At 47.6% G+C, this 12,762-nt stretch carries 6 protein-coding genes; all 6 read left to right on the forward strand.

Annotated features, from left to right (window positions below; genetic code table 11):
• Window positions 1-7: 7 nt before the first annotated feature.
• The 6 genes from ACRD7P_RS13665 to ACRD7P_RS13690 all read left to right on the forward strand — a co-directional run bounded on the left by ACRD7P_RS13665 (window position 8) and on the right by ACRD7P_RS13690 (window position 12,451).
• Complete coding sequence (locus tag ACRD7P_RS13665) at window positions 8-1,144, forward strand: efflux RND transporter periplasmic adaptor subunit (protein WP_430908193.1); 1,137 nt, start codon at window positions 8-10, stop codon at window positions 1,142-1,144.
• Window positions 1,141-4,452 (forward strand): efflux RND transporter permease subunit, encoded by a 3,312-nt coding sequence (locus ACRD7P_RS13670; RefSeq protein ID WP_430908194.1) that lies wholly within the window; start codon window positions 1,141-1,143, stop codon window positions 4,450-4,452. Before ACRD7P_RS13665 ends, ACRD7P_RS13670 begins: the two co-directional genes overlap by 4 nt.
• A 4-nt stretch (window positions 4,453-4,456) precedes the next feature.
• Window positions 4,457-5,848, forward strand: a complete 1,392-nt coding sequence (locus ACRD7P_RS13675; protein WP_430908195.1) for a TolC family protein — start codon at window positions 4,457-4,459, stop codon at window positions 5,846-5,848.
• A 53-nt stretch (window positions 5,849-5,901) separates the two neighbouring features.
• Entirely contained in the window at window positions 5,902-6,084 is a 183-nt protein-coding gene (locus ACRD7P_RS13680; protein ID WP_430908196.1) for a CPXCG motif-containing cysteine-rich protein, read from the forward strand.
• Between the two features lie 331 nt (window positions 6,085-6,415).
• Complete coding sequence (locus ACRD7P_RS13685; protein ID WP_430908197.1) at window positions 6,416-9,631, forward strand: gliding motility-associated C-terminal domain-containing protein; 3,216 nt, start codon at window positions 6,416-6,418, stop codon at window positions 9,629-9,631.
• A gap of 270 nt (window positions 9,632-9,901) precedes the next feature.
• Window positions 9,902-12,451 (forward strand): Ig-like domain-containing protein, encoded by a 2,550-nt coding sequence (locus ACRD7P_RS13690; protein WP_430908198.1) that lies wholly within the window; start codon window positions 9,902-9,904, stop codon window positions 12,449-12,451.
• Window positions 12,452-12,762: the final 311 nt, after the last annotated feature.

Raw genomic sequence — 12,762 nt, forward strand, 5'->3', positions numbered from 1 at the left:
CCAGAGCATGAGAAAAATAATCCTATCGGTGATAGCCATTTTGGTCCTTGTTGGCGGCTATTTCGGCGCTAAAAAAATAATAGCAAGTAAAAAAAGTTTCAAGCCCAGGGCGGAAAAAGTAGTAAAGACCGTCTTTGCATCAGTGGTAAAAAACGAGACGGTCAAAATTGTGGTTCCCGCCAACGGTAATTTACAAGCAAAGCGAAGGGTAGCCCTTTTTTCCGAGGTGCAGGGCGTATTCCGGGGAAGCAACAAGCTTTTTAAAACGGGAACGGCCTACAACAGGGGAGAGACCATCATTCGCATTGACGCCGCCGAGTATACCGCCAACGTGCAATCGGCAAAAAGCAACCTGTACAATCAATTGACTTCCATTATGCCGGACCTGCGTTTGGATTATCCCGATATTTTCCCAAAGTGGGAGACCTATCTCAATAGCTTCGATCTGAACAAAAGCACTCCCGAACTTCCGGAATTGGTGACCGAAAAAGAAAAGTTCTTTATTACGGGCCGCGGAATACTTACCAGTTATTATAACGTAAAAAACCTGGAACAACGGCTTTCCAAGTACCGTATTTCCGCGCCTTTTAAAGGTGTGCTTACCGAGGCACTGGTTACCGAGGGCACCTTGGTACGTTCGGGCCAAAAATTGGGCGAGTTCATCAACACGGACGCCTATGAACTGGAAGTGGCCATTAGCAAAACCTTTAGCGACCTGCTCACTATTGGAAAACGTGTGGCGCTCAGCAGTTTGGACGATTCCAAAACCTATGAGGGCAAAGTGGTGCGCATCAATGGAAACGTCGATCAGGCTACCCAAACCATAAAGGCCTTTATAGAGGTAAAGGACAAAAACCTCAAAGAGGGCATGTATCTAGAGGCCCGTTTGGACGCCAAGGAAGAGACAAATGCCATTGAAATAGACCGCAACCTATTGTTGGAGAGCAATCAGATTTTTGTGGTGCGCGATTCCATCTTGGACCTCATCGATGTACGACCCGTGTATTTTAGCGATAAGAAAGTAGTGGTCAAAAACGTTCCCGACGGCACCACCATCATGGCAAAACCGCTTATCGGTGCATATACCGGTATGGCCGTAAAAGTCTTTAAAGAAAAAGCCGTCACCGATAGCCAAGGATCATGAGAAAACTAATTTCCTATTTTATAAAATACCATGTAGCGGTCGATGTGATCGTTATCTCCTTTCTTATTTTTGGTACTGTAGGGGCGTTATCGCTCAAATCCTCTTTTTTTCCGCTTACCGAATCGAAGAATATTTTGATTACGGTCACCTATCCCGGGGCATCTCCCTTGGAAATCGAAGAAGGTATCGTTCTCAAAATAGAGGACAATCTAAAAGGATTGGAAGGCGTAGATCGGGTTACGGCCACCTCCCGCGAAAATAGCGGAAGTATTAATGTTGAGATCGAAAAAGGGCGCGATATCGATTTCATGTTGCTCGAAGTAAAAAATGCGGTGGATCGGGTACCGACCTTTCCCGGCGGCATGGAACCCTTGATCGTTTCCAAACTGGAAGCCGTACGGCCTACCATCAGTTTTGCCGTTAGCGGTGAGAACATTCCCTTGGCCACCCTAAAACAAATTGGACGGCAAATAGAGAACGACATTCGGGCCATCGACGGCATCTCGCAAATAGCGATCAGTGGATATCCGGAAGAGGAAATTGAAATTGCAGTGGACGAAAACGATCTATTGGCCTACGACATCTCCTTTAACGAAGTGGCCACGGCGGTCGGAAACGCCAATATACTTGTTACCGGGGGTAACATAAAGACCGATGCGGAGGAATACCTTATCCGCGCCAATAACCGATCTTATTATGGGGATGAACTTTCCAACATCGTAGTACGGGCCGATCCTTCGGGAAGAACGGTTCGCTTAAAGGATATCGCCCGCATTCGGGACCGTTTTTCGGAAACGCCGAACGCCACTTATTTCAACGGGAACCTTTCGGTAAACGCCACCATAACCAGTACCAATACCGAAGATCTGATCGACTCTGCCGAAAAGGTAAAGGCCTATATTGACGAGTTCAATCAAAAATACGACAACGTACAACTGAACGTTGTGCGCGACCTATCTACCACGCTCACCCAGCGAACCGCCTTACTCACCGAAAATGCGCTTGTGGGAATGTTGTTGGTCCTTATTTTTCTATCGCTGTTCCTGAACATCCGATTGGCTTTTTGGGTCGCCTTCGGGCTGCCGATTGCCTTTTTGGGAATGTTCGTTTTTGCCGGATTTTTCAACGTCACCATAAATGTACTTTCCCTCTTTGGGATGATTATCGTTATCGGTATTTTGGTAGATGACGGTATTGTGATCGCAGAAAATATTTACCAACATTCCGAAAGGGGAAAATCTCCGATACGGGCCGCTATTGACGGTACCATGGAAGTTATACCGCCTATCGTTTCGGCAATCATAACGACGCTTTTGGCGTTTTCCATTTTTTTGTTCCTCGACGGTAGGATCGGTGATTTCTTTGGAGAGGTATCGGTCATCGTTATTTTGACCCTGGTGGTTTCCCTGGTGGAGGCCTTGATCATTTTACCGGCACACCTTGCCCATTCCAAGGCATTGAAAAAACAAGAGGAACCCAAATCCAGTATGGCTAGGGCATTTGCCAAACTGCGCGTCATCAACCGCTCCGGCGATCGTTTTATGGGTTGGATGCGCGACCGCGTGTACAGCCCCGTACTGAAGTTCGCCCTACAGTACAAACTGCTGATGTTCGCCCTGTTCGCTACGGCCCTGATGTTGACTTTCGGTTCCATCGGTGGCGGGATCATCCGTACCGCTTTTTTTCCGAGAATCGCCAGTGATCGCGTACAGGTAGAGCTTTTAATGCCCAACGGCACCAACGAAAAAGTGACCGATTCCATCATTAGCTTGATCGAGGAGAAATCGGAAATCGTTAACCAAGAACTGACCAAAAAGTACCTTAAAGGTACCGGAAAGGTGCTTTTTGAAAATGTTATCCGTACGGTAGGTCCGGGGTCTTCCGCGGCCACACTGACCATTAACCTGTTGCCCGGGGAAGAACGGCCCGATGCCATACGTTCCGATCTGGTAACCAATAGATTGCGAGAACTTATGGGGCCTGTAGTGGGCGTAGAGAGCTTGATATATGGTTCCGGGGGTAATTTCGGCGGCGATCCGGTATCGGTATCCCTGCTGGGAAACAACATTAATGAGCTAAAAGCCGCAAAAAAGGAATTAAAGGATGCGCTGCTGAACAATGCCGCTTTAAAGGATATTGCCGATAACGACCCTGCCGGCATCAAGGAAATACGCCTAGTCCTAAAAGAGAACGCATACCTATTGGGGCTCGACCTGCGGACCATTATGAGCCAGGTAAGGGCAGGCTTTTTTGGGGCACAGGCCCAGCGGTTTCAACGGGGCCAGGACGAGATAAGGGTGTGGGTCCGTTACGATAGGGAAAACCGTTCTTCCATTACCGATTTGGACGAGATGCGTATCGTTACCCCGACCGGGAGCCGAGTCCCCTTAAAGGAAATTGCCGAATATTCGATAGAACGGGGCGATGTGGCCATCAACCGTTTGGAGGGGCAACGGGAGATACAGATTTCGGCGGACCTAAAGGATATAAAGGCTACCAGCCCGGTAGATGTCATGAACGAAATAAAAACGGAGATCATGCCGGAAATACAGTCACGATATCCTACAGTGACCGCCTCCTACGAAGGGCAAAACCGGGAACGCAACAAACTCTTCGATTCTTTAAATTTTGTTGGGCTCTCCGTTTTGGCATTGATCTATATCACCATTGCCTTTACCTTTAGAAGCTTTAGCCAACCCTTTTTACTGTTGTTACTGGTACCCTTTAGTCTTACCGCCGTGGCATGGGGCCATTGGATACATGATTTCCCAATAAATATTCTATCCATGTTGGGTATTATCGCCTTGATCGGAATTATGGTAAACGATGGGCTGGTGTTGATCGGTAAGTTCAACAGCAACCTAAGGGAGGGAATGACTTTCGACGATGCTATTTTTGAGGCGGGACGCTCCCGGTTCAGGGCAATTTTCCTTACCTCCATTACCACCATTGCCGGGTTGGCACCCTTGATGCTAGAGACCAGCAGACAGGCACAGTTTCTGATCCCTATGGCCATTTCCATCGCCTATGGTATCGGTTTTGCTACCTTGTTGACCCTTATCATGCTTCCGCTATTCCTATCCTTTAGCAACTATCTAAAAGTAAATGTAAAGTGGTTGAAGACCGGGGAATCGATTTCGAAAGAAGAGGTAGAGCGCGCCATAAAGGAACAAAAAGAGGAAGCCTCTATGCTAATGCAGCCCGATCTCGACGAACCGATATCAACAAAACTCTTGGAATCGGACCTTGAAGAAACCAACAAAAAGTACCGTTCGATCCCCTCGGAAACCCCTACAGCCAATTCCTAAGAACATGAACAAATTTTTTACGACTACTGTTTTTCTGACCTTACTGGCCACAAACTTGGTACGTTCCCAAGAACCCTTGCTTACCAAGCAGGAGGCCGTATCATTGGCCCTGGAAAATAATTTTGGCATTAAAGTGGCCAAAAACCAGGTAGCGATCGCTGACAATAATTCGGGGATATTGAACTCGGGCTACCTACCGACACTGACCGCAAATGCAAGCGCCGATTACAATCGCGACGATTCTACCATCGAATTTCCGGGACAGTTTCTTCAGGACAGTCTTGGGCTACCCTTGTTAGACCCTACATCGGGAAATCCCGTTTCACGCCCCGATATTGAACTTGATAAGGCCGAGGCGCAACGCTATAACGGTGGCCTTACCGCCAACTACACGCTATTCGACGGCCTCGGGCGCCTATACAACTATAAACGACTAAAGGAGCAGTACCAACTTAGCGAGTTACAGGCCCGCGAAACCATTGAAAATACCATGCTCCAATTGTTCAGTATCTATTTTGAAGTGGCCCGACTTACCGAGAACGAGAATGTGTTGCAACAAGCATTGGAAATATCCACCCAACGTATTACACGGGCGGAATATGCGTTCGAATATGGTCAGAATACGAAATTGGACATCCTCAATGCACAGGTGGACGTTACCAACGATAGCATCAACCTCCTAAATACACGTCAACAATTGGCCAATGTAAAACGGGATCTTAATGTGGTGCTCAGTCAAAATTTAAATGAAACGTTCGCCGTGGATACCTTGGTGCAGTTCACCCCAAAATTACAGTTGGTGACGTTTGTATCCCAAGCGGTCCTGAACAATGTGGCCGTATTGCAGACCGAAAAAAACCTAAATATCACCGCCTATGACATTAAGGTGAACCAGTCGGGTTATTTACCGACCATCGGCCTCAACGGCTCTTACGGGTGGAACTTGAACCAAAGTGCCGCTTCAGCCTTTTTTCCCGGTACCAACAATGAAACCTGGAATTTTGGCCTCGGTGCCAGTTTAACCTGGAACCTTTTCGACGGTGGTGGAACCATGGTGCGGGTCAAGAATGCAAAAATTGCCTATGAGAATCAAGAACTGTTAAAACAACAGGTGCTTTTGGAAGTGGAACGCGATATCCAAAATGCCATGGCCATATACGAGAACAGATTGACCATCTTTGAAATACAGGAACAAAACGTACGGACCAATCAGAACAATTTTATTCGTTCAAAGGAACAGTTTCAATTGGGAAGGATCACTTCCATCGAATTTAGACAGGCACAGATCAACCTATTGAACGCGCAGACCAATAAAAATTTGGCCAAATACGATGCGAAACTGGCCGAAATACAGCTACTACAGCTTACCGGGCAACTATTGAACGTTACCCTTTGACCAATTCATATGAACAACGATTTCACTTTGACACCTAATCCATTTTTGCGATAATGTTCGAACACTTCTTCCAATGCCCGTACTGTTGGGAAGAAATTTCCATGTTATTGGACCCCTCGGTGGGCAGGCAAACCTATGTTGAAGACTGCGAGGTCTGCTGTAATCCCATTGAACTCACCCCGGAATTCGAAGCGAACGAATTGATCGGTTTTGGGGCACGGGACATTGAACAATAGGGCAATCGCCCCAAGGCTCCTCTTTTTCGCCGACAACTCCCATACCAAGTAAAAACTGTTGTTTTTCTACCGATGAATAATAAGGGTAACCCGTAGGTTTAATACCATTTTTGCTTAGGCGGAAAAGAAAATTTAAGCATAGCATTGGCTACGGTTATATTTTATTTTGAAGTATACACGGGAAAGACCCATTTTTTAAAGGGTAAATTAACATCAGCAATGGTACAACATGCCCAATCAACGTGTAAATCAGCATCTTTCCGCATTTTAGATACGAAGTCCTCTTAAATTTCGTTAATCGATTAACCCTTTTTAACTTAAACACGATTTTGTGAGAATTCCATTCCCCCTAATTTTACTCTGCTTAAGCTCCAGTGTACTATTTGGTCAACGCAACACCGATGGTGACGGTATTATCGACCGTGATGACCTAGATGATGATAATGACGGTATATCGGATTACTACGAATCGCAAAACTACAATGCCCTGTTCGGGTGGTTCTTTAATACCCCTCAAGGGACCCTATCCATGGACTATGTGGACGCCAATGTTGCGGACACCGACTATTCCGGGACCGATTTTAGCGTTAGGGATGCCGTTTTTTCCACTACTGGGAACGTTTTTATCAGCGGTATTTCGGCAACCACTACCAACGGAAATATTGCTATTGGCAGCATGACTTCCAATACCTTGGCAGATGCGATGGCCAACAATGATTTTGTGGAGATGTCCTTTACCTTGGGACCTGACATTTCCTATGCGGAACTGTGGGATATTGAATCGGGCTGGTTAACCCCTTCCCGTGGCGATTCATTTTCCAGTAGTACGTTTTTTGCTGTAGATAGCGGTCCGATGACCCAAATTTCCTCGGACGTTTTTCATACCGATGACGGCAGTTCCTATGCCAAATTTGACCTAATGGACATTCCGTTCATTACCTTATACCCTAACACGACCTATACCTTCAGGATCTATATGTATGGACAGCTGGACGACGATGCCGATGACTTCTCGACCATCGACGATCTCCGATTTTTTGTACGCACCTCCCTAAATACGGATACGGACGGTGATGGCGTATTCAACCATTTAGATCTGGACTCGGACAACGATGGTATTTTTGACGCCGAAGAAGCAGGACATGGGGCAGTAGCGAACAATGGAACCATCACCACAAGCGTCGGTTCGGATGGTATACCGGACGTTGTCCAGAACGATCCAGACGACCGAAGGATAAACTACCTGCCCAATGAACTGGCGAATGACGCAGATGCGCTTCCCAATTTCCTTGACCTGGATAGCGACGGTGATGGCATACCCGATAACGTTGAGGCACAAAGTACCTTAGGGTACAATGCCCCCAATCCCGACACCCCGGCGAACTATAGCGCCAATGACGGTGTAAACAGTGCGTACCTCAGCGGTCTACTTCCAGAAAACACGGATGCAGCCGATCTGCCCGATTATTTGGACAGCGATTCCGACAACGATGGAAGCAACGATACCTTTGAAGCGGGATTGCTCTTAAGGGGCACTGACGCCGACAATGACGGCCTAGACAATGAAACGGACGCTACGGTAAACTATGATGTTCCCGGAGGAAACATCCAAAGCCCGGTATCCGGAACACGTTTACTACCCGACCTCGATAACGATGCCCTTACCACCGGCGATGTCGATTTTAGGGATGCTAGTGATGATCGGCCCGATAACGATGGCGATACGGTGGTAAACGATCTCGACTATGATGATGACAACGACGGTATTTTAGACTTTGATGAATCGGAGCGAAACCTGAACGGGCGTTTTGGATGGACGTTCTCCAACCCGTCCGGAACCCTAGGAATGGATCATGAAGACGATGATGTTACCGATACGGACAACACTGGTACCGGTATTCAAATATCCGATTGGGTACTGAGCGCAGCGGAGGACATCACCCTCAATGGGTTGACCGCGACCGGCACGGCAAATGGACTCAACATCAGCAACATCAGCTCCCCTACCCTTGCCGATGCCATAGCAAACGACCATTTTGTCGAAATTACCTTTCGGACCGGAAACACCGTTTCCTTCATGGAATTGGTGAACGTGACCTCGGTCTTGGAAAATCCGGCCCAAGGAGATTCTTTTCTTAGCACTACTTTTTATGCAAGGGAAACGGCGGCAATGGTACAACTCGCTTCAGATGTATCCCATACCGATACCGGAACCGCATCTGCCACTTACGAGTTGATGGACATTGATCCGCAGCCGTTGGCAAGCAACACCAACTACACCTTTAGAATCTATGTATATGGAAGTACGGACGATAGCCCGGACAGTTTTTCCAGACTGGATGACCTGTTTTTTGATATACGGGCAAGTAGTATTGAAAATGTTGACGGCGATACCCTTCCCAACCATTTGGACGGGGATAGTGATGGGGACGGTTGCGGCGATGCCGACGAAGGTTACGCGGACGCACAGGCCGATGTCGACAACAATGGAAGGTATGGAAGCGGATCGCCTGCAACCAACGCCGATGGAACCGTTATAGCGGCATCCTACCAAAACCCGGCAGATGTGGATAGGAACGACATACCGGAATTTTTGGAACTACAAAACCCTCCTACCATTGCCATGCAACCAACGGACATTCAAATTTGCCCCGAGAGCGCAGCGGTCTTTACGGTAAGTACGGAAAATTCGGATACCTATCAATGGCAAACTTTTGACGGAACGGTATGGACAGACCTTTCCAACAATGCCCTATACGATGGGGTCGACACCGAAACGCTTTCCGTAAACGGGGCGACCAACACCGAAAACGGAACACGGTACCGCGTTTTGGCACGTAATGCCACATACGTCTGCCAATCGGTAATTAGCGATGAAGTGGTGCTAAACGTACAAGAGGTACCACGTATGGAAATTGAAAGCGCAAGTGCGTTGGAAGGAGACACCATTGCTTTTCCGATCACCCTTAGCAACAGTGTTTGTGAAAACATAGACATTTCGATAACGCTAGGTCTGCAAAACGGAACTGCCGATGCGGAAGACTATCAAAATACCGAAATCCAATTTACTATTCCGGCCGGTGAGACCAATATGAGCATCCTGGTACCGACTTTTCCGGATAGCATACTCGAACCGGACGAGACCTTTACGATAGCCATCACCGAAACCACGGCGGAGCAACTCAATATTATACAGGATACCGCCACGGGCACCATACTGAATGATGACCAACGACCACCGAACGACGGTCTGGAAGTGTTCAATTTGATATCACCGAACGACGACGGACTAAATGATGTTCTCTTTATAGCGGGGCTTGAAAATTTCCCTACCAATACCGTTTCCATTTATAACCGTTGGGGCGTTTTGGTTTACAATGCCAATGGCTATGATTCCGATACGGTTGCATTCAGAGGTATTTCCCTGGGAAGGGCAACGGTATCCGAGGAAGAAAAGCTCCCGGTAGGCACCTATTACTACATTTTAACCTATGAAAGAGACGATGGTACGAAGGGAGAATTGACCGGTTTCGTTTACATCAACTGAGTCGGAAACCCAGCAAGGCCTTTTTCGCGGGAAGAATAAAAAAATTGCTTTTGGCCAACATAAGCAAAGCTACGCCGCGGTACGTTCGGAGCGGCGGGGCAACGACCCACCATTATCTTACAGATCGGTATTAAAAATTACCGATTCCAGTATCCATGATTGCTCCTATTCGATGTACTTTGTAAGAAGACCCGTTCGGAAAAGTGCTACATGGTCCAATGGGCGTGAATTACCCGTATATCATAGTGTCACCCCCAAATAATGACGATCATGAGCAATGGATACGTGCGTTTTGCACTGGTTATCGGTATTTTCTTTTTTACATTTTCGACATCCGCCCAGATTCCGGCCTTTCCCGGAGCTGAGGGCTTTGGGGCCTCCGCCAAAGGCGGTCGTGGCGGTGAGGTACTCTATGTAACCAACCTGAGGGATTCCGGCGAGGGCAGTTTTAGGGCCGCTTGTGAAGCTTCCGGTCCAAGGATCGTAATGTTCAAATTGGGAGGGACCATCACTTTGGAAACCAGTGTTAAAATCTTAGATCCTTATATTACCATTGCCGGACAGTCCGCTCCCGGGGGAGGAATCTGTCTTAGGACCAAAAACGATGAAATTCCGCTTGTCATGAAAACCCATGACATTGTTATGCGCTACATCAGAATACGGCCCGGCTCGGGAGTGACTGCGGAAGGATCCGAAAACAAGGACGCCTTGAGCATCAAAACAGAAGAAGCCCACGACATTATCATCGACCACTGTTCCATTACTTGGGGGGTCGATGAAACCGTTGCGACCTACACCGGAGATCCGGATAAAAATGTGACCAACCTCACTTTTCAATGGAACATTATCGCAGATGCGTTGGACTGTAATTCCCATCCGGAAGGTTGTCATAGCAAAGGGCTATTACTCCAAAATGCAGAGCAGGTATCCATGCACCACAACCTTTTTGCCAACAATGGTGCACGTAACCCCATGATCCTTTCCGGGGAACACGATCTGGTAAACAATGTGACCTACAATTGGGGAGGATCTGTGGTCAAAATAGAGAATCGCTATGGGGACGTATTTATGAATTACGTAAAAAACTATTTGATTCCGGGAGCGGATAGCGACATGACCGAAAATGGAATTCAGGTAAAAACGCCTGGAATACACTTGTTTTTAAAGGAAAACATTGCGGAACATGTGAGACCGGACAATAGCTTTCCCGAAGATGCGATCGTCAACTTTAGGGAACCCGGCACCGTAGTCGATACCAGGTATCCGTTTCCCTCCATAACCACTACCTCGGCAAGCCAAGCCTATGAGGAGGTACTGACCGATGTTGGCGCTAACCTGCCGGCGCGTGATACAGCCGATAAGGGTACTATAGATGGTGTACGGAACAGGACCGGACGCATTATCGATAATCCCTCGGCGGTGGGCGGATATCCCGTTCTAGAAGAAGGGGTCGCCCCGTTGGACAGCGATTGCGATGGAATGCCCGATGCATGGGAAAGGGCAAAGGGACTAAATGCCAACGATATTACCGACGGGCCTAAAGACCGTAACAGTGATGGCTACACCAATATTGAAGAGTATTTAAATAGTTTGACCGAAACACCATCGGCACCAACTACCGATTGCAATGGCGATGTGGACGGATCGGCCTATGTAGACGATTGCGAAAATTGCGTTGGTGGCAATACGGGTAACGATGCATGCATCCCGATCGAAGAAATCGTTTTTGAGAATTGTCCGGCTTCGGCTTTGGAAGTGGGCACTACCTATACCCTATTGCCCACAATACTTCCCGATAATACTACGGATCCCAGCGTTAATTGGAGCTCCTCCGCCACGGCGGTTGCTAGTGTAGCCTCCGATGGAACCGTTACAACCATTTCCCCGGGCAGCACGATAATAACGGCCACGACCGACGATGATCGTTTTACTGCAAGCTGTAGTATTGAGGTGGTGGACCCGAACAATGAGGGTTCCGAAGAAAACACGCTGCGTATCCCCATTGTTACTAAAAAAGATGATGCGGAAGAAGGTCCTAATGGAACTGTTGACCTCAACAGTTCCGACATAGAGCTAGTGGAAGATCAGGATGCACAAACCATTGGTCTGCGGTTCCGGAACATCACTATTCCCAAAGGTGCGACCGTTACAAAAGCCTATATCCAATTTACTACGGATGAAGAAAAATCCGGTACGACCAGTTTGCAGATCAAAGGGCAGCAAATAGGCGATGCCCCAATATTCAGGACTATCGATACGGATATTTCCGAACGCGCAACTACTGATGCGAGTGTATCCTGGAATCCCAAAGCATGGGAGTTGGTCGGCGAAGCACGGGCCGCGCAACGCACACCCAACCTAAAAACCATCGTTCAAGAAATCATCAACGGAACGGATTGGGCGCCTGCCAATGCCATGGCCTTTATCATCCGGGGCAGCGGAGAACGTACCGCGGAGTCGTATGACGGGGATCGCGACAAGGCGGCGGTTTTGCATATCACATTTAAATCGCCAGAAAATAATTCCGAAACGAACCAGGATACTGCTTTTGTAGCGGAAACAACCGAAAACTCCGATACCAGATTTTTCCCTAACCCGGCCTACGACGCACTGAATGTCTCCAGTTCAAGAGAAATGGTAAAAGCGGTGCTGTTCATAGGTACAACGGGCAAAGTAGCGGTAACAAAGGATATCGATAAAGAAAGTAAGGCAGAAATCGGTATTTCGGGTCTTTCCAGTGGCCATTACCTTTTACAGCTGCGCTATACAAACGGTGAGGCGGAATACCATAAGGTCATTATAGGTTCCGGTACGGAATAAGGTGATGACTTAGAGCGAAACACTGTTTTCGGCTTCCATAACAGATGCCTTTTAGGTAATCTGAAACATGCTACCTTACCGGAAATTCTAAAGTATACCTAAGGGTCACCAACCGATGGCCCTAAAGCAATGGTACTACGGTACCAAATTGTAGATACCCCTCCATAACACCCTTCAGAAAACGTATCGCTAAATAGGGGTTTCCTATGGCTTACCAAGCAGTCCTGTCCCCCTTGGAACATGGAAATCAAATGATATTATAGTCGGATATCACTGGCTTTCAGTACTAAAAATAGGAATTCAGTAGCATT

The sequence above is a fragment of the Maribacter sp. 2-571 genome, assembly GCF_050589625.1.
Lineage (GTDB): Bacteria > Bacteroidota > Bacteroidia > Flavobacteriales > Flavobacteriaceae > Pelagihabitans.

Coding starts and splice junctions, on each gene's coding strand:
- ACRD7P_RS13670 (WP_430908194.1), top strand. CDS start 1,141: ATGAGAAAACTAATTTCCTATTTTATAAAATACCATGTAGCGGTCGAT.
- ACRD7P_RS13680 (WP_430908196.1), top strand. CDS start 5,902: ATGTTCGAACACTTCTTCCAATGCCCGTACTGTTGGGAAGAAATTTCC.
- ACRD7P_RS13690 (WP_430908198.1), top strand. CDS start 9,902: ATGAGCAATGGATACGTGCGTTTTGCACTGGTTATCGGTATTTTCTTT.
- ACRD7P_RS13665 (WP_430908193.1), top strand. CDS start 8: ATGAGAAAAATAATCCTATCGGTGATAGCCATTTTGGTCCTTGTTGGC.
- ACRD7P_RS13675 (WP_430908195.1), top strand. CDS start 4,457: ATGAACAAATTTTTTACGACTACTGTTTTTCTGACCTTACTGGCCACA.